The following is a 17,034-nucleotide window of genomic DNA, read 5'->3' as shown; positions in this document are numbered from 1 at the left end:
CGGCGACACCCGCCCCACACACCACACTGCCGCTACCAACCCCACCGGCCTCCGCAGGCACGACCGGCCTCCGGCTGCTCATGTCTCCCGCTCCGGCGTGTACTCCCCCTCGTCCAGCCCGAACGTCCAGGCCACGCCCTCCTTCGCGGTCCGGATCCGAGGCGGCACGCGCAGCCAGTACGTCTTGTGCGTGCCGTCCGGCTCCGGGGTGGAGTTGACCACCTCGACCATCACCAGCGGCTCGTCCCCGACCAGTTCGATCCGCCACAGCACCCCCGCCTCGTCGCGCTGCACGGGCTCGGCGCCGGACTCCTCCAGATACCGTTCGTAGCCGTAGTGCTCCAGCATCACCCGGCGCAGCTCCGCGTTCTCCTCCTCGCGGATCCGCTGCGGGGTGAGCCCGTCGAGCCCGGCGAGGAACTCGGCGGGGACCGGCATCCCGCGCCACGCGTGCAGGGCGAATCCGTCCGAGTAGGCGAGCGCCGGGCCGTCGCCCCGGTCGAGCCGGCCCGCCTCGTCCCGGTGCAGCTCCAGTGGCCGTTCGCAGACGATCGCCGTCCGCTCGTACGGCCACCACCAGCCCGCAGCGCGGGCGACCGCGAGGACCCCGGCCAATGGTTCGGCGCCCTCCTGCCCGTCGAAGGCGGCCAGCCAGGCCGCGTCGTGCTGGCCGAGCACCGCGTCCAGCAGTGTCAGCCGCACCGCCTGCTCGCCGCCCGCCGCCGACTCGGCCACGGTCTCGATGATCCCGGTCCGCACCCGCTCGGCCAGCAGCGCCGTGCCGTCCCACAGGGCGGCGCCGGTCAGCGCCCAGTGCTCGGCCCAGCCGGCCGGCCCGAGGCGGTCGAAGACCTGCTGCCGGGCGGCGGCCCAGGGCCGGGTGCGGACCGCGTCCCGCACGCTCGGACCGGCCGTCCCGTCCGCCGTCAGCCGGGCGGCGGTGAGTACACCGGCCCGCGGGGAACCCACCCAGACGACGGTCTCCGGCTCGGCCAGACCCGCGAGCCGGTACGCCAGACGCACCCCGTCCTCGGCCGCCGTGCGGTCGGCGGGCCCGGTCGCCGCCACGACCTCACGCCACTCGGCCGTCACGTCCGTCCACTCCTCCGACACCAAGTCGGCCCCCATGGTCCCCATGACCCCATCGGTCCCTGCTGCCGCCCCGCCGTCCACCGTCGCTGCCCCCACCGTCATCCCGTCCTCCGACATTCCGTTCTCCACCCTCGCCGCCGCCATCCGTGTCGCCCCCGTCGTCATCGCCGCACTACCCCCCTCACTCCCCATACCGCCTATATCGCCCTTCCCCCTCCGCCCTTCTCCCTCCGGCCGTCCGCCGGGTCAGTCCGCCACCACCCGCACCGCGCCGGGGGCGTACTCGCGCTGCCGGATCACCCGGTACCAGCCCTTGGGGAGAGGTATCGCCGCGTGCTCCTCGTGCACCACCCGTCCGCCGTCCGGGAGATGGAGGTAGGCGACGCCGAACGGGCCGGTCTCGCGGACCAGCGTCCCCGGTCCGACGACGGCGTGGGCGTGGCCGGTGACCTCGCCGAGAGCCAGCACCAGCCGGCCCCGTACATCCCTCGGCTGCTGGGGCAGCCGGTCGGTGCCCGGCGGCACGGCCTCCGCCCGGACGGGCACGATCAGGACGTCGCCCTGCCGGTACATACCTGTCTCCCTTCGCCGTCGGCACCTCGCCGACCCATGACCACAACGCTACGGGGCGGCACTGACAATCCGCTCTGACCTGGCACTTCACCAATTCCGAGCGGTGGACGGAGCCGTCCGGGGCGGCAACCCACCCTCCCGGTCGGCGCATTGTCAGTGCGGGTTGGTAGAAATCTCGCAACCACCCGCCGCGTCCGGTCCCAGGAGGCCAGCACCATGCCCTACGTCGAGCATCTGACCGAGTTCTACGGCCTCCCGGTCTTCGATCTCCCCTACCCCAACGAGGAGAACGCACGGCTGCCGGAGGTGGGCACGGTCGCCTGGCGGCTGTCCATCGACCCCTATGGGGACTCGGACGAGGAGTTCGGCGACTGCTGGGAGCGGTTCCTGGACACGGTGGACCCGGCCGGGGTCCGGGCGATCGTGGTGGGGCCGTGGGGCGAGGTGTACGACCACGACTCCAGCGACATCGTGCGGCGCCTGGTGGACGCCCACAAGGAGCTGACCGGGCTGCGCGCGGTGTTCCTGGGCGACCTGGTGATGGAGGAGGCGGAGATCTCCTGGATCGAGCAGTCCGATGTGACGCCGGTCCTCGCCGCCTATCCGCTGCTGGAGGAGTTCGGGGTGCGCGGCGGCACCGGGCTGCGCTTCCCCGCCCTGGCCCACCGCGCCCTGCGTACCCTGACGTTCGAGGCCGGCGGGCTGCCCGGCCAGGTCGTGCGCGGGATCGCCGCCAGCGAGCTGCCCGCGCTGGAGCACCTCGACATCTGGCTCGGTGTGAACGGGTACGGCGGTGACGCGACGGTGGCCGATCTGGCGCCGGTGCTGGCCGGGGGGCGTTTCCCGGCGCTGCGCCATCTGGGCCTGCGCAACAGCGAGATCCAGGACGAGATCGCCGCCGCGGTCGCCGCGGCCCCGGTCGTGGCCCAGTTGACCTCCCTGGATCTGTCGATGGGGGTGCTGACCGACGCGGGCGCGATGGCGCTGCTGGACGGCCAGCCGCTCACCCACCTGACCAGCCTCGACCTCGATCACAACTTCATCACCGACCCGGTGGCCCAGCGCATACAGGCGGCACTGGAGCCGCACGGCGTCGAGGTCGAACTGTCCGGCACGGGCCGCGAATGGGACGACGACGGCGAGATCCACCGCTTCACCGCCGTCGCGGAATGAGAGGACCGACCCGATCATCATGGACCTCCTCGAAACCTGCCACGGCAGGGAGACCTTCACCCTGTCCCTCACCGACGACACCCAGAGCCTCCCGCCCGCGGGCGAGGTGACCTGGCGGCTGGACTGCGCCGGCGAGACACCCTTCACCGACCTGTGGCGGTATTTCACACGGCGGGTAGCGACCGAAGAGGTGCGGTCGCTGGTCATCGGCCCGTGGTGGCACGACGACGACTACTCGGATCTGCGCCCCGCCCTGGAGCTGCTGCTCGCCGACGCCGACCGCTTCCCGGCGCTGCGTGCCCTGTTCCTGGCCGATGTGTCGGGCGAGGAGTGCGAGATCTCCTGGCTCATGCTCACCGACATCACCCCCGTCCTGGAGCGCTTCCCGCTGCTGGAGGAACTGGGTGTGCGCGGCGGCGACTCCCAGGGCATGGGCGAGGAACCGCTGTCCCTGCGCCCGGTACGGCACGAGGCACTGCGGGTCCTGAGGTTCGAGTCGGGCGGGCTGCCCGCGCCCGTGGTGCGCGCGGTCGGCGCCAGCGATCTGCCCGCCCTGGAGCGGCTGGACCTGTGGCTGGGCGTCTCCCACTACGGCGGTGACACCACGGTGGCGGACCTGGCGCCGCTGCTGTCCGGGGGACGTCTCCCGGCGTTGCGGCATCTGGGCCTGGAGGACAGCGAGGTGCAGGACGAGATCGCGGCGGCGGTCGCCACGGCACCGATGGTGGCCCAACTGGAGTCGCTGAGCCTGGCCATGGGCACCCTCGGCGACACGGGGGCGGAGGCGCTGCTCGGGGGTCAGCCGCTGACCCATCTGAAGCGGCTGGATCTGCACCACCATTTCCTCAGCGACGCCATGACCGCCCGGATCCGGGCCGCGCTCACCCCGGCCGGGACCGAGGTGGACCTGTCCGACCAGCAGGGCTCGCCGCGTCGGCGGAGCCGGGAGAGGCGCTATGTGGCCGTCTCCGAGTGACACAAGGCCCCGGCACCCCGCCCCCGCCCCCGCCGCTGGGAAACGGGACACCCCCCGGGACCCCGCCCCCACCCGCCCCATAGGAGGATCAGCCACCCCTGGCCCCCGCCTCCTCCTCACCGTTGTCGGCAACCCGGAGAACCGCCGTACCACCCTGTTCCTGGACGCCGTCCGCGCCGCCGGTCACGCACCCGCGCGCGTGCTCGCGTGGCGGGACGTACTGAGCGGCACGCCGTACGCGTTCGCCCCGGGCGAGTTCGTCCGTATCGACTCCCCCGGGGAGAACGCGGAGGTGGACCGGCTGCTGCGGGGTGCCGAGGAGCCGACCCGGGTGGAGGGCACGGCCCTGTGGTACCGGCGTTTCACGGGCGCCCTGCGGGAGGTGGCGGCGACGGCGCGCCGCGCGGGCGCGGTGGTCTCGGCCGACCCGGAGGAGGTGGCGGTGCTGTTCGACAAGCGGCTCTGCCACGCCCGGCTCGACGCGGCGGGCGTCCCGGTCCCCCCGGCCCTGACGGGCATCCCCGTGGACGGCTGGGACACGCTCCGGGCGGGGCTGCGGGCGGCGGGCATGTCCCGGGCGTTCGTGAAACCGGCGCACGGTTCGTCGGCGTCCGGTGTCGTGGCCCTGTCGGTCGCCGGGCCGGGGCGGGTCAAGGCGACGACATCCGTGGAGACCACCCCGGACGGCCGTCTCCACAACTCCCTCCAGGTCCGGCACTACACCTCGGAGCGCGAGGTGGCGGCCCTGATCGACGCCCTGGTGCCGGACGGCGTCCATGTCGAGCGCTGGCTGCCGAAGGCGTCCCAGGGCGGCCGGGCGGCGGATCTACGGGTGGTGGTGGTCGCGGGCCGCGCCACCCACGCCGTCGTACGGACCAGCCGTCACCCGATGACCAATCTGCATCTCGGGGGCGCCCGGGGCGATCTGGCGGCGGCCGAGGAGGCCATCGGCGCGGCGGGCGGGCGCCTGGACGACGTCCTGGGAACCGCCGAGCGGGCGGCGGCGTGCTTCCCGGGCACGCTGTGCGTCGGGGTGGACATCCTGCCCGCCACCGGCTGGCGCCGCTTCGCCGTGGGCGAGGTGAACGCCTTCGGGGACCTCCTGCCCCGTCTGACCGGCCTGCCCGGCAGCGGCGCCGAGGGCCTGGACACCTACGCGACCCAGATCGCCGCGGCACCCACCTGGGAGCCGCCCCCGTACCAGCTCCATAGGAACCCGCCCTCGTGCCACCCCCCTGGGCAAGCCACCCGCGAACCACCCACCACAGGCCCCCGGTACCGAGCCCCATGAGAACCACCGCACGGAGCACCACCATGACGATGACGACCACCACGCCCACAACAACCGCCCCCACCACCGAATCCCCTGACATGAACGCCGTCGTGGGCCGTCACGACATCCTGTTCGTCACCCTCGACACGCTCCGCTACGACGTGGCGCAGGAGCTGGCCGAGGCGGGCCGCCTGCCGCACCTGGCGCGGTATCTGCCGGGCGGCGCCTGGGAGCGGCGGCACGCGCCCGGGAGCTTCACCTACGCCTCCCATCAGGCGATGTTCGCCGGTTTCCTGCCGACCCCGGCCGGACAGGGCCCGCATCCGCGGCTGTTCGCGGCGCGTTTCGCGGGGAGCGAGAGCACGGCGGAGGGCACCTTCGTCTATGACACGCCCGACCTGGTGTCCGGGCTGGCCGAGGCGGGCTACCGCACGGTGTGCATCGGCGGGGTCGGCTTCTTCAACAAGCGGGGTCCCCTGGGCTCGGTCCTGCCCGGGATGTTCCAGGAGAGCCACTGGGAGCCGGAGTTCGGGGTGACCTCGCCGACGTCGTTCGAGGCGCAGGTGACCCGGGCGGAGGAGGTCGTGGCGGGCCTCCCGCGCGCGCAGCGGCTGTTCCTCTTCCTGAACGTGTCGGCGCTGCACCAGCCCAACTGGTTCCATCTGCCCGGCGCCACCCGGGAGACGGGCGACACCCGGGAGACCCATGCGGCGGCCCTCGTCGCCGTGGACCGGCACATGGGCAGGCTGCTGGCCGCCATGGCGAGCCGCCGCCCGTGCTTCGCCATCGTCTGCTCCGACCACGGCACCGCGTACGGCGAGGACGGCTACACCGGTCACCGCGTCGGCCATGAGGTCGTCTGGACGGTTCCCTATGCCCACTTCTTCGTCGACGAGGCCCGATGACCCTCACCGAGACCACGGCCGCCGCCCTAGGCGCCGCCGTCCGCCCGTACCAGCAGTACGTCTACGCCTACCCGCACAAGACCGCGTACCGCCCACTGCCCCGTGAGCGGGCGGCCCTGCGCGACCTCTGGGCGGACGAGCCCAAGACCGCGCTCTCCCTCTACTTCCACATCCCGTTCTGCGAGGTGCGCTGCGGTTTCTGCAACCTCTTCACCCGCATCGGCGCGCCGGGCGAGCTGACGACGGCCTATCTGGACGCCCTGCAGCGTCAGGCGACGGCGACCCGTGAGGCCCTCGGCGGTCCGGCGGGGTTCGCCAACGCGGCGTTCGGCGGCGGCACGCCGACCTTCCTCACGGCGGCCGAGCTGGAGCGGCTGTGCGATCTCGCGGAGCAGGGCCTGGGCGCCGATCTGGCCGCGATCCCGCTGTCGGTGGAGGCGTCCCCGGCCACGGCGACCGCCGACCGCCTCTCGGTGCTGGCCGCGCGCGGCACGACCCGCCTCAGCCTGGGCGTGCAGAGCTTCGTCGACGCGGAGGCGCGGACGGCCGTACGGCCGCAGCGGCGCGCGGACGTGGAGGCGGCGCTCACCCGGATCCGCGAGGCGGCGATACCGGTACTGAACATCGACCTGATCTACGGCATAACGGGCCAGACCGAACGCACCTGGACCCAGTCCCTGGACGCGGCCCTCGCCTGGCGCCCGGAGGAGCTGTACCTGTACCCCCTATACGTCCGCCCCCTCACCGGCCTGGACCGCCACCGCCAGGGCACGCCGGACGCCGACGCGGCCTGGGACGTACACCGCCTGCGCCTCTACCACCACGGCCGCGACCACCTCCTCGCCCACGGCTACGAGCAGGTGTCGATGCGCATGTTCCGCCGCGCGGACGCCCCGACGACCAGCGGCGGGGACTACGCCTGCCAGACGGACGGCATGGTGGGCCTGGGCTGCGGCGCCCGCTCGTACACCTCGGCGCTGCACTACTCCTTCGACTACGCCGTCGACATGCACCGCATCCGGGGCATCATCGACGCCTACACCACCCGCTCCACCGCCGCCTTCGCGCACGCCGACCACGGCTGGGAGATGACCCCCCAGGAGTCCCGCCGCCGCCACCTCCTCCAGTCCCTGCTCCAGTCCGAGGGGCTGTACGTGCCCGACTACCGCAGCCGCTTCACCACCACCCCCGCCGACGACTTCCCCGCCGAACTGGCCCGTTTCCACGACCGGGGCTGGCTGGACGACACGGCCGCCCCCGACCGCCTGCGGCTGTCCCCGCAGGGCCTGGCGCACTCGGATGCGGTGGGCCCGGAACTCTTCTCGCCGGCCGTGACCGCACGCATGGCCGCATACGAACCGAAGTGAGGTGACCGTGACGATGACGGCGACGATGCCCCCGATGGACCTGACGATCCTCTACCGCGGCCCTCTGGCCTCCTGCGACTACGACTGCCCGTACTGCCCCTTCGCCAAGCGCCGCGACAGCCGTGCCCAGCTCACCGCGGACCGCGCCGCGCTGGCGCGATTCGCCGACTGGGCGACCGCCCAGCGCGAGGACCGCCTCTCGCTCCTCTTCACCCCCTGGGGCGAGGGCCTGGTCCGCTCCTGGTACCGCCGCACCCTCACGGAGCTGAGCCACCTCCCGCACATCGCCCGAGTGGCGATCCAGACCAACCTCAGCTACCGCACCGACTGGCTCGCCGAAGCCGACCTGGACACCCTCGCCCTGTGGTGCACCTTCCACCCCGGCCAGACCCCGTACGACCGTTTCCTCGCCAAGTGCCACGAACTGGCCCGCCTGGGCGTCCGCCACAGCGTCGGCGTCGTCGGCCTCCCCGAGCACCTCGCCCAGGCCCGCCGACTACGTACCGACCTCCCCGCCCATGTCTACCTCTGGATCAACGCGGCCGAGGGTCACACCTACACCGACCCCGAGGCGGCCGACTGGACCGCCCTGGACCCCCTCTTCCCCTACAGCCGCCACCCCCACCCCAGCGCGGGCCTGCCCTGCCGCACCGGTGAGTCGGTGATCTCGGTCGACGGCGAGGGCACGGTCCGCCGCTGCCACTTCGTCCCCGCCCCCCTGGGCAACCTGTACGACGACTCCTACCGCCCGTCCCTCGGCCCCCGCCCCTGCCCCCTCACCACCTGCGACTGCCACATCGGCTACGTCCACCTGGAGAGCCTGCCGCTGTACGACGTGTTCGCGGGGGGAGTACTGGAGCGAATACCACACCGGAAACGCGAAGAACCCCCGACTTCTCGGGGGTTCCAGCTTGATGTGTCCGAGGGGGGACTTGACCTCTCCACTCGGGCACCAGTCCGATAGTTAGCCGACCTGGGAAAACGCCAGTCGACAGGCTTGATTTCGGCGGGCGTTCCTCCTGTTCTTTCCTGCTGTTTCAGGCCCTCTCGGGCCCCTGTTGGTCATGCGTTGGTCACGTGACCAACCCTCCTCCGGGGCGTCCGTCCCTGGTCAGGCTTCCCGGACCGCGCCACGGGGCTACGACCCGTCTGCATGGGCGCGTACGTGACCACGTACCGGGGATGGCTGGGGCGGTCGGGACCTGTTTATGCAAGGACATGCATAGTCGCGTTCGCGCATGGACGCGTAGCGCCACCCCCTCTACTGTCGGTGGGAAGGCGGCCCAAACGGGGCCTGAGCATGGGGGTTTGGCATGTCCGAACGTTCGGCACTCACCCGGCTCACGGGCAACGGCAACGGCGAGTGCGGAGAGAAGGACTGCCCGAACGTGTACCGCACGGCCACGGGATCGTTCGTCGTGCAGGGCGACGTGTCCAACGCCTTCACCCCGTCCTCCGGGGAAGGGCTCGTGGAAATCCCGGAGGCGGTTCTCAGGGAGGCATTCCGTGCACTTGGATGGTGACGCGTGGAATGGCTGCTTCGATTCCATGGAGCGTGAGGCGTGGCGGCTGGAAACGCTGCCCGTCTACACCATGCCCCAGGAAGCGGAGAAGCTGAAGCGCTTCCTCGCCGGGGAGAAATCCTCGGACGATTACACGTCGGCCTGGATGGACGAGGTTCGGCAATGGACCTCGGAAGGGAAGAGCGTCGGCAGGGTGCACGTCGTGACTCGCCCGCTCTCGGACTACCTCCGGTTTGAGTTCGAGTACTACTACCGGCACCACGTGAAGGCGGGCGAGGATATCCGCATTCTCGACCTCACCGACCGAGAGAACCCGGGGCTTCCGGATCAGGACTTCTGGATGTTCGATGAGTCCAAGGTGGTCCTGATGAACTACCGGGAAGACGGGACGCAGATAAACCGTGAACTGCACGAGGATGACCCTGAGCCGTATCGGCAGTGGAAGCGGATTGCCGTTGCCGAGTCGGTTCCATTCCTGGAGTACGTGAGCGGGTGACGTTCGACCCTGAACAGTTGGGGCAGCCGAAGCAAGAATTGGCCGCCCTGCTGAAAGAACTACGTATGCGAGCCGGCCTCACTGGGGACCGGCTCGCTCGGCGTTGCAACATGTCCCAATCGAAGATCAGTCGGATCGAGAACGGGAAAGCGCAACCGAGCCTCCTCGACCTGGAAAGAATCCTCCGGGCTGTCGTTGCTCCGCCTGAGGTCATCGAGGAGGTCATTGCCCTCGCGAGGCTGGCCAATACCGAGTGGCAAGACCTGCGCTCGCTACGGCGACGGGGGCTGGAGAAGAAGCAGACCGAACTTGCCGCGCTCGAATCCTCCTCTACCGAGTTCCGTTTCTTCCTGCTCTCGATGATTACGGGACTACTGTCCACCCCTGAGTACATCCGGGCCAGCCTTGCCCATTCACCGGCTGATGTCACTAAGACGATCGCGAGGAAGCTGGAGCGGCAGGAGGTTCTTTACGACATGAAGAAGCGGTTCACCTTCATCCTCACCGAACAGGCCGTGAGGTGGCCACTCCTGCCCCCGGCCGCGATGGCGATGCAGATTGACCGGCTGTCCTCACTGACCCACCTACCGAATGTGAAGCTCGGTGTCATCCCAATCGCGGGATATAAGCCCATGGCTCCGATGGACACCTTCACTGTCTACGACAACACCCTGGCCACTGTGGAGAACACCACTGGTGTCGTGATCCTTAGAGATCCACGCGACATCGAAATGCATGTGGAAATGTTCTCGGCACTGGAGGGGTACGCGCTGTTCGGGGCCGAAGCGCGAGCCTTGTTGACGGAGTGGGCCGCCGCCGGCCGTTCATGATCTTTAGTCCATGACGGGAAAGAACTACACAGCCGCCGCTTTCTAGGCCAATGATTTCCCCCATGACAGCGACCGAGCGAAACGAAGAGCGGGTGCGTTACGGCGTAGGTCGGGGGCTGGAGTACCGGTGGACGTTCGGCCCTGATGGTGGTGTGTGCTCGTGACAGGGCGCGGGTGCCCTCGGTGCACGGGCGGCAGTTCGTTGCCTGCCAGTGCTCTCCGCCCCGTGACGGTGGAGCAGAAGGCGACGTGATGCGTGGCTTGGGCCACTGGGTGCTGCGCCACTTGGGCCGGTACTCGGGGCCGCTCTACCTGGCCGCGATCCTCGGCGGCTGTGGCCTGGTTCTCGCCGTGGCTCTTTGGTAACCGCATTGGCCGCTGTCCTTGATGCTTCCCGCCGGATTCCCGGCGGGAGTTCCCGAGAAGAGAGGTAGTCCGATGGTGGAAGAGAACACCGGTCCGGTGGCCCCCGAGGGGGGTGGCCTGCTCGTCGCGAAGCGGAAGATCGTGGCCGCGCGCACCCGTGCCGAGCAGGAGTCTGACGTCAGCAGTGGCCGTTCCGACGGCAACGACTGACGGGAGCGCCCACGTTGCTTGATGCAGCCTCGTGGGCGGGGCGTCTGGGCGGGGACAGGTTCCTCGCCCAGACGTACCACCGCTCATACGCGCACTTCCCCGGGGTCGCCGACACGGCGGGCTTGTTCTCCTGGGACGACCTGAATCGGATCATCGCCACGCAGCGGCTGGAGCCGCCCCGGCTGCGCCTGTCGGTCGACGGCGAGATGGTCCCGCTCCACCGCTACGCGATGCCCACCACGAACCGCCGAGCGGTCACCTGGTCCCGCATCCAGCCGTCCGACTTCCACACCCAGCTCAGAGACGGGGCGTCGCTGGTGCTCGATGCGGTGGAGAAGATCCACTCCGCCGTGGGGGCGGCTGCTGAGGCACTGGAACGCTTCCTCGGAACTTCCGTGCAGGCCAACGTGTACGCCTCGTGGACCGAGCGGGAGGGCTTCGGCCGACACTGGGACGACCACGATGTGGTGGTGGTCCAACTGCACGGCTCGAAGCGGTGGCGCCTGTGGGGGATGACCCGTGAGGCGCCCACCTTCCGGGACGTGGAGTCGCCGGAGGAGCCGGAGGGCGACCCGATGGCGGACCTGGTTCTGTCCCCGGGCGACGTGCTCTACCTGCCGCGCGGCTGGTGGCACGCGGTCACCGCTGACCAGGGGACGGAATCCCTTCACCTGACGTTCGGCATGGTCCCGCACACGGGGGCTGACCTGATGCTGTGGGTCGTCGATCAGCTCCGGGCGTCCCTCGCGCTGCGCAGGGACATCCCGCGCTTCGGCTCGCTGGCGGAACAGTCGGACTTCATCGACGCCGTGCGCCGTGAGGTGGCCGACATGATGGCGGACCCCCGCCTCGTGGAGCGGTGGGCGGAGTCGATCGACACGACGGACCTGGGCCACACGATTCCGTCCCTGCCCTACGTGGGCGAACTCCCCGCACGGGGGGAGATCGCGGTCAAGCTCACCACTCCGAGGGGCCGCCTGACGGCGAACCGCGAACAGGGCACGGTCACCTTCTCTGCGGCCGGTACGGCTTGGGACTTCGCCGAGTCCATCGCGCCCGCGCTGGGCACGCTGCTGACCAACCAGCCGACCACGCTCGGCGAACTCGCCGACTCCGCTGGGCTTGGGGTCAAGGAGGTGGCCGAACTGGTCTCCGTCCTCATCGACGGCCACGCCGTCGCAGTCGTGGGGACGGCGCTGTGACCGCCACGCTCTGCCTGGGGACATACCGCGTGCGTGCCGTCAGTCGGGCGGCACGCACCGCCCTGGCGGCCGGTAGTCCCTGGGTGGACACGGCACCCCACTACGCCCGTGGTCGGGCGCATGAGGAACTGCGCCCGGTTCTCGGGGAGCACCCGACCGTGCGGGTAGCCACGAAGACGGGATTCTTCACCGAGGAGCAGGGCCGTGCCGCCCTGGCTGAGGGCGTGCTCGCCCGGGAAGAGGCGGCCGGTAGGCACAGCCTTGAGCGGGGCTTCGTCCGCTGGCAGACGGAGCGGTCGTTGGCCGCGCTCGGGCGCGTGGACCTGGTGTTCGCGCACAACCCGGAGCACCACGGGCACGGCCTTGACCGTGCCGCTCTGCACGGGCGGGTGCGGCAAGCCTTCACGGCGCTGGAAGAGTTCGCCCACGCGGGCAGGATCGGCGGGTACGGCGTTGCCACCTGGTCGGGCCTGGCCTCCGGGGCGCTCAGCGTGCCCGAGTTGCTCACGCTCGCCCGGCAGGCGGCCGGTTCCGCCGAGCACCACTTCACGGCCTTGCAGATGCCCGTCAGCCTGATCATGGATGCCCCGATCACACAGGCCCTGAATGGCAGCGGACCACTGGTGCAGGCGAAGGACGCGGGGCTGATCACCTTCGGCTCCGCTCCTCTGCACGGGGGCGAACTCCTCGACGCCATGACGCCCGAACTGGTGAACCGCATCCGCCCCGGCCTGTCGGCCGCAGCCGCTGCCCTACTGGCCGCTGGCTCCTGCCCTGGCCTCGATGTCGTCCTCACCTCCGCGAGCACCCGCGAGCACTGGGACGATGCGGCCAGGCACTGGCTGCGCCGCTGACGGCCCAGGAACTCAGGAGGGTGACGGATGAACTCGCCGGTGAATGAGGACGTGCAGGCCCTGATGGAGGCCGCCCACGACCGGGCGGCCAAGGGACTGGGCCTGACCTGCACGGGGCCGCTGGCGTAGGGCTTCCTCGGTGTCACCCTCGGGCGCCGAGCGGGGGACCGGTGGCTACGGGTGAGCCGGACGGCGAAGAGGAACGCGGGCAGGAAGGCGGGGGAAGGCATCGTCGGCGCCTCGGGGCTGGTGCCTGACGGTGTGCCCCGGCCCCACCTGTACGCGGTGCATGACTGGACTGACGGCGAGTGGGCCTTCGAGTCGGAGGTCCTGGACTACCTCACGCAACCCATCGTGTCCCCGGACCGGGCCGACATCGACCACGACCCGGGGTTGCCTGACGTGTGGTGGGCGGACCTTCGCCAAGCCCTTGCCCTCCTCGCTGAAGCGGAGGGAGTGAAGGCAACCGTGCGGGACGGGTGGATCGAACGAGCCTTCCCCCAGTTCCTCGGCATCCCTGCCCCCGCCAAGGTGGAGCGGGTGACCGGTCACGGTGACCTTCACTGGGGCAATCTCACCGCTGCGCCCCTGTGCCTGCTGGACTGGGAGCGGTGGGGACGGGTGCCCTTCGGCTATGACACGGGACTCCTCCACGCCAACAGCCTGCTTGTTCCCGACGTGGCCGCCCGCATTCGCAAGGAGTTCGCGCCGATCCTCGACACCCCCGCCGGCCGAATCGGGGAACTCGCGGCCCTGGCCGAGATGCTGCAAGCCGTCGCCCGTGGCTGGTATCCCGACCTTGCGCCCCGCCTTGTCGCCCGCGCGGAGACGCTCACTGGAGTTCGCCCGCCCGTCCCTGTGCACTCGGAGGTGAGCGTCTGACTGCGCCCCCGTGCGCCTGTCTCAGGCGCTCTCACCGATGTGCCGGTACAAGGTGGCCCGGGAGATCCCCAGAGCCTTGGCGATGGCGGTGACGCTCTCTCCCCTGGCGTGCCGGGCACGGGCTACGGCCAGCTTGTCGTCGTCCACGACGGAGGGGGCGCCCACCGTGGTTGCCCTTGCGGGCCGCTGTGTCCAGTCCCTCCAATGTCTTCTCCCGGATGCCTTCCCGCTCCACCTCTGCGGCCACGGCCAGGACGGCGAACACGATGGCTCCCGCCCCGTTCGGGTCGTACACCCCCTGCAAGGGACCGGAGAGGAGTTCCAGTTGGATGCCGTCCTTCTGGAGCGTGGACGAGAGGGGGATGAGTTCCGCCACGTTACGGGCAAGGCGCTTCATCTCCACCACGGTGAGGATGACGGGCTGGTTCGGGGCGGCTGCCTTGAACTCCCGGGCCAGGGCCAGCGCCTTCTCCAGTTCCGGCCGCTCCTTCACACGGGTGCTGATCTTCTTCGAGAACACCCGCGTGCAGTCGGCACCGAGCGGCAGATCAAGGCCGCTACGCCGGACTCCCTACGCTCAACGATCACGAGACCGCGCACTTCCTCCGGGAGATATGGAAGCCGTGCGGCAACCGGGCGTGCGACGGCGGACTGACCCACCACTGCCTTCGTGACGCCCCGCTGTGGACCTCATACGCGGCCACCTCGTGCCGCCGCAGCGAAGTGCCGGGGTGGAAGTGGTCGCTCATCCACTGGGATGAGTGTGCCATCGAACTGGCCTGGGTCGTGGTGGAGGAAGGCAGCACCTACCGGCTGCGCAAGCTCACCAAGGACGGAGACGACAACGCGATCATCTACGTAGGCCAAGCCCTGATGAACGTCCTCAAGTGGCAGAAGGAACGCCAGGACGCGGAGCGGGAACGGCTCGGGGATCTCTGGGTGGACCATGACCTTGTGTTCGCCCGTGACGGCTTCAAGCTGAACCGGGGCGAGGCAGGCGGACCACAGGACCCCGAGAAGGTGTCGGTTCGGTGGCGCACGGCACGCAACCGCCTGCACCTGCCGGAGAACTTCCGGCTGCACGACTGGCGGGCATCGAAGATCACGAACGATCTCGACAACCACGAGAACCCGGTAGAGGTCTCGGCCAACGCCCGGCACCACTCGCCGGGCTACACCATGGCGCGGTACGGCAGGCGTCGCGCTGAGGGAGCGAAGAAGCTGGCGGCTTCGAACGCCAGCCGTCTCGGCCTGTCATCCCTGGTCTGCCCAGGAAGTTCGCTCGGCTGTTGGTCACGTGGTTGGTCACACCACAGCCCGGAAAACCAAAGAACCCCTGATGAACAGGGGTCCTATCTGGTGTCCGAGGGGGGACTTGAACCCCCACGCCCGATAAAGGGCACTAGCACCTCAAGCTAGCGCGTCTGCCATTCCGCCACCCGGACAAGGTGTCCGCCGCTTGGCGCGGGGGTTTCCCCGCAGCGACGTGGACAACCATACCAAGGTTTCGGAGCGCCTCTCACCTGCGTTTTCCGTCGCCCGGACACCCCCGCGGGGCAGGGGTGCGCCGGGGTCGGGAGGCGTCACTCGCCGCGACCAATGAGGCACCTCGGGTGACCAGGGTCACGTGGGAGGCATCAGGTGGTACTCCCGGAAGTTCCCCGGCAGCCGCTCCCCCGCAGGTCCCCGGGTCACCGCGCGGACCAGCAGGTCGCCGCCGACGAAGGCGCCGCGCCAGGACGCGCCGAAGCCGCCGAACAGCTCGTCGCGGTCACCCCGGGAGCGGGGCCTGCCGTGGCCCACCTTGAACGCGCGGATCTGCGGGGCGAGCCGGTCGTAGGTCGCGGGGTCGTCGGTGGAGAGGGTGGCGACCAGGGCGCCGTTGGAGGCGTTCATGGCGGCCAGCAGTTCGGCCTCGGTGTCGACCAGGACGATGGTGTCGACCGGGCCGAAGGGTTCGGCGTGGTGGAGGGGGGAGGAGGGCGGGGGGCCGAGGAGGGTGACCGGCTGGACGTAGGCGGAGGTGTCCTGGCCGGGGAGGAAGCGGGCGTCGGAGAGGCGCCCCCGGTGCAGGGGGACGGCGCCGCGGTCGACGGCCTCGGCGACCTGGTCGGTGAGTTCCTTGGCCTTGGCCGCGTTGATCACCGGCCCGAAGTCCAGGTCGGGGTAGGGGTCGTCGGGGTGGGTCACGGCGAGGGGGTGTCCGACTCTGAGGGTGCGGACCGCCGGGAGGTAGGCCGCGAGGAAGTCGTCGAAGAGGGTCCGCTGGACCACGAAGCGCGGGTACGCGGTGCAGCGCTGTTTGCCGTAGTCGAAGAGCTTGGGGACGACCGCGGTGAGGGCGTCCCAGTCCGAGTGGTTCCAGATGCCCCAGGTGTTGAGTCCCTCCTGTTCGAGGATGTGGCGTTTGCCCAGGTCGGCGACCGCGGTGGCGACGGCGGCGCCGGTGTCCCGGCCGCCGACGAAGGAGACACAGCCGATCTCGGGCGCCCGCACCAGCGCCTCCGACAGCTCGCCTCCGCTGCCACTGACGAGGGTGACGGGGATGCCCTCGCGGGCGGCGAGCGCGGCGGCCAGGGTGAGACAGGCGACACCGCCGTCGGTCGGGGTCTTGGCGATGACCGCATTGCCTGCCAGTGATTGGACCAGCATGGCGTGAACGAGCACGCTCATCGGATAGTTCCAGCTCGCGATGTTGGAGACCGGTCCGTCCAGCGGGGCCCGGTCCGCCAGCATGGGTTCGATGCCGTCGACGTACCAGCGCACGCCGTCGATGGCCCGGTCGACGTCGGCGGTGGCCAGCCGCCAGGGCTTGCCGATCTCCCAGACCAGGAGCAGGGCGAGCAGTTCGCGGTGCTCGGTGAGGGCGTCCAGGGTGGCTGCGACCCGGGCGCGGCGCTCGGCGAGCGGGAGGTGGCGCCAGGCGCGGTGCTGGTCGAGGGAGGCGCGTACGGCGTTCCGGGCGGTGGCGCGGTCGAGGCGGGGCGGGCCGGCGATGGGGCTGCCGTCGACGGGGCTGGTGGCGGGCAGGGTGCGGCCGTCGGGCTGCCAGACGGCGTTCCAAAGGTTGAGGACGCGGTCGTCCCGGAAGGACTCGGGGGCCACGGCCAGACACCGCTGCCAGGCGTCGGCCCAGGAGGTACCGGATTTCAGGGTGAGGGTAGGGGTGGGTGCCATCGGTGGACTCCGCTCTCGGTGCACAGTCGGGGCGGGAGGGTGCGAGGGTCGTGCGGGAGGGGTCGGCAGCAGGTCGCGGCGCCGGGGACTGAGGGTGAGGGGGTCGCCGACGCCGGGCTCTGCGGAAGGGGACGT

The 17,034-nt window shown here is 70.5% G+C and carries 17 protein-coding genes, 1 tRNA gene and 1 pseudogene; 13 read left to right on the top strand and 6 right to left on the bottom strand.

Annotated elements, in window-relative coordinates:
* Window positions 1–78: 78 nt before the first annotated feature.
* Both AB0O01_RS31130 and AB0O01_RS31125 read right to left on the bottom strand, forming a co-directional pair.
* Entirely contained in the window at window positions 79–1,137 is a 1,059-nt protein-coding gene (locus tag AB0O01_RS31130) for a DUF6745 domain-containing protein (RefSeq protein ID WP_365318687.1), read from the bottom strand.
* Window positions 1,138–1,338: 201 nt separating this feature from the next.
* Window positions 1,339–1,665 carry a hypothetical protein gene (locus tag AB0O01_RS31125; RefSeq protein WP_365318590.1) on the bottom strand — a complete coding sequence of 109 codons (327 nt, stop codon included), beginning with the start codon at window positions 1,663–1,665 and terminating at the stop codon, window positions 1,339–1,341.
* A gap of 216 nt (window positions 1,666–1,881) precedes the next feature.
* Between AB0O01_RS31125 and AB0O01_RS31120 the strand changes: the two genes are divergently transcribed.
* The 13 genes from AB0O01_RS31120 to AB0O01_RS31060 all read left to right on the top strand — a co-directional run bounded on the left by AB0O01_RS31120 (window position 1,882) and on the right by AB0O01_RS31060 (window position 13,722).
* On the top strand, window positions 1,882–2,838 hold the full coding sequence (locus tag AB0O01_RS31120; RefSeq protein ID WP_365318588.1) for an STM4015 family protein: 957 nt from the start codon (window positions 1,882–1,884) through the stop codon (window positions 2,836–2,838).
* Window positions 2,839–2,857: 19 nt separating this feature from the next.
* Window positions 2,858–3,814, top strand: coding sequence for an STM4015 family protein (locus tag AB0O01_RS31115; RefSeq protein ID WP_365318587.1), 957 nt, complete (start codon window positions 2,858–2,860; stop codon window positions 3,812–3,814).
* 79 nt (window positions 3,815–3,893) lie between these two features.
* Window positions 3,894–5,105 carry an STM4014 family protein gene (locus tag AB0O01_RS31110; RefSeq protein WP_365318685.1) on the top strand — a complete coding sequence of 404 codons (1,212 nt, stop codon included), beginning with the start codon at window positions 3,894–3,896 and terminating at the stop codon, window positions 5,103–5,105.
* A gap of 80 nt (window positions 5,106–5,185) precedes the next feature.
* Window positions 5,186–5,992: an STM4013/SEN3800 family hydrolase gene (locus tag AB0O01_RS31105; RefSeq protein ID WP_365318683.1), complete on the top strand. Its 807-nt coding sequence runs from the start codon at window positions 5,186–5,188 to the stop codon at window positions 5,990–5,992.
* The gene (locus AB0O01_RS31100; protein ID WP_365318585.1) at window positions 5,989–7,359 is read left to right on the top strand and encodes an STM4012 family radical SAM protein; all 1,371 of its coding nucleotides are present in this window, start codon (window positions 5,989–5,991) and stop codon (window positions 7,357–7,359) included. Before AB0O01_RS31105 ends, AB0O01_RS31100 begins: the two co-directional genes overlap by 4 nt.
* A 34-nt stretch (window positions 7,360–7,393) precedes the next feature.
* On the top strand, window positions 7,394–8,323 hold the full coding sequence (locus tag AB0O01_RS31095; RefSeq protein ID WP_365318584.1) for an STM4011 family radical SAM protein: 930 nt from the start codon (window positions 7,394–7,396) through the stop codon (window positions 8,321–8,323).
* Between the two features lie 349 nt (window positions 8,324–8,672).
* Window positions 8,673–8,882: a hypothetical protein gene (locus AB0O01_RS31090; RefSeq protein WP_365318583.1), complete on the top strand. Its 210-nt coding sequence runs from the start codon at window positions 8,673–8,675 to the stop codon at window positions 8,880–8,882.
* Window positions 8,866–9,378 (top strand): DUF6879 family protein, encoded by a 513-nt coding sequence (locus tag AB0O01_RS31085; protein ID WP_365318582.1) that lies wholly within the window; start codon window positions 8,866–8,868, stop codon window positions 9,376–9,378. Before AB0O01_RS31090 ends, AB0O01_RS31085 begins: the two co-directional genes overlap by 17 nt.
* Window positions 9,375–10,208 (top strand): helix-turn-helix transcriptional regulator, encoded by an 834-nt coding sequence (locus AB0O01_RS31080; protein ID WP_365318580.1) that lies wholly within the window; start codon window positions 9,375–9,377, stop codon window positions 10,206–10,208. Before AB0O01_RS31085 ends, AB0O01_RS31080 begins: the two co-directional genes overlap by 4 nt.
* 438 nt (window positions 10,209–10,646) lie before the next feature.
* Entirely contained in the window at window positions 10,647–10,784 is a 138-nt protein-coding gene (locus AB0O01_RS31075) for a hypothetical protein (protein WP_365318578.1), read from the top strand.
* A 14-nt stretch (window positions 10,785–10,798) separates the two neighbouring features.
* The gene (locus tag AB0O01_RS31070; RefSeq protein WP_365318576.1) at window positions 10,799–11,986 is read left to right on the top strand and encodes a cupin domain-containing protein; all 1,188 of its coding nucleotides are present in this window, start codon (window positions 10,799–10,801) and stop codon (window positions 11,984–11,986) included.
* Window positions 11,983–12,840, top strand: a complete 858-nt coding sequence (locus AB0O01_RS31065; RefSeq protein ID WP_365318574.1) for an aldo/keto reductase — start codon at window positions 11,983–11,985, stop codon at window positions 12,838–12,840. The genes AB0O01_RS31070 and AB0O01_RS31065 overlap by 4 nt, the downstream gene beginning before the upstream one ends.
* Before the next feature lie 180 nt (window positions 12,841–13,020).
* Window positions 13,021–13,722: a hypothetical protein gene (locus AB0O01_RS31060; protein ID WP_365318573.1), complete on the top strand. Its 702-nt coding sequence runs from the start codon at window positions 13,021–13,023 to the stop codon at window positions 13,720–13,722.
* A gap of 21 nt (window positions 13,723–13,743) precedes the next feature.
* On the opposite strand, the gene AB0O01_RS31055 is transcribed toward AB0O01_RS31060, so the two are convergent.
* The 4 genes and pseudogenes from AB0O01_RS31055 to AB0O01_RS31040 all read right to left on the bottom strand — a co-directional run bounded on the left by AB0O01_RS31055 (window position 13,744) and on the right by AB0O01_RS31040 (window position 16,899).
* Window positions 13,744–13,869 (bottom strand): helix-turn-helix domain-containing protein, encoded by a 126-nt coding sequence (locus AB0O01_RS31055; protein WP_365318571.1) that lies wholly within the window; start codon window positions 13,867–13,869, stop codon window positions 13,744–13,746.
* A gap of 82 nt (window positions 13,870–13,951) precedes the next feature.
* A pseudogene (locus AB0O01_RS31050) lies at window positions 13,952–14,215 on the bottom strand (recombinase family protein); the annotation flags it as partial.
* An 864-nt stretch (window positions 14,216–15,079) separates the two neighbouring features.
* A tRNA-Leu gene (locus AB0O01_RS31045) sits at window positions 15,080–15,167 on the bottom strand.
* A 178-nt stretch (window positions 15,168–15,345) separates the two neighbouring features.
* Complete coding sequence (locus tag AB0O01_RS31040; RefSeq protein ID WP_365318569.1) at window positions 15,346–16,899, bottom strand: aldehyde dehydrogenase family protein; 1,554 nt, start codon at window positions 16,897–16,899, stop codon at window positions 15,346–15,348.
* Window positions 16,900–17,034: the final 135 nt, after the last annotated feature.

This window comes from Streptomyces sp. NPDC093252 (assembly GCF_040683675.1).
GTDB lineage: Bacteria > Actinomycetota > Actinomycetes > Streptomycetales > Streptomycetaceae > Streptomyces.
The sequence above is the reverse complement of the archived record's forward strand: the minus strand, read 5'-3'. Positions and strand labels throughout refer to the sequence as shown.

What these genes read in the sequence shown, in the direction of transcription:
- AB0O01_RS31130 (WP_365318687.1), bottom strand. Translation starts at nt 1,137, where the DNA reads ATGGGGACCATGGGGGCCGACTTGGTGTCGGAGGAGTGGACGGACGTG.
- AB0O01_RS31125 (WP_365318590.1), bottom strand. Translation starts at nt 1,665, where the DNA reads ATGTACCGGCAGGGCGACGTCCTGATCGTGCCCGTCCGGGCGGAGGCC.
- AB0O01_RS31120 (WP_365318588.1), top strand. Translation starts at nt 1,882, where the DNA reads ATGCCCTACGTCGAGCATCTGACCGAGTTCTACGGCCTCCCGGTCTTC.
- AB0O01_RS31115 (WP_365318587.1), top strand. Translation starts at nt 2,858, where the DNA reads ATGGACCTCCTCGAAACCTGCCACGGCAGGGAGACCTTCACCCTGTCC.
- AB0O01_RS31105 (WP_365318683.1), top strand. Translation starts at nt 5,186, where the DNA reads ATGAACGCCGTCGTGGGCCGTCACGACATCCTGTTCGTCACCCTCGAC.
- AB0O01_RS31100 (WP_365318585.1), top strand. Translation starts at nt 5,989, where the DNA reads ATGACCCTCACCGAGACCACGGCCGCCGCCCTAGGCGCCGCCGTCCGC.
- AB0O01_RS31095 (WP_365318584.1), top strand. Translation starts at nt 7,394, where the DNA reads ATGGACCTGACGATCCTCTACCGCGGCCCTCTGGCCTCCTGCGACTAC.
- AB0O01_RS31090 (WP_365318583.1), top strand. Translation starts at nt 8,673, where the DNA reads ATGTCCGAACGTTCGGCACTCACCCGGCTCACGGGCAACGGCAACGGC.
- AB0O01_RS31075 (WP_365318578.1), top strand. Translation starts at nt 10,647, where the DNA reads ATGGTGGAAGAGAACACCGGTCCGGTGGCCCCCGAGGGGGGTGGCCTG.
- AB0O01_RS31040 (WP_365318569.1), bottom strand. Translation starts at nt 16,899, where the DNA reads ATGGCACCCACCCCTACCCTCACCCTGAAATCCGGTACCTCCTGGGCC.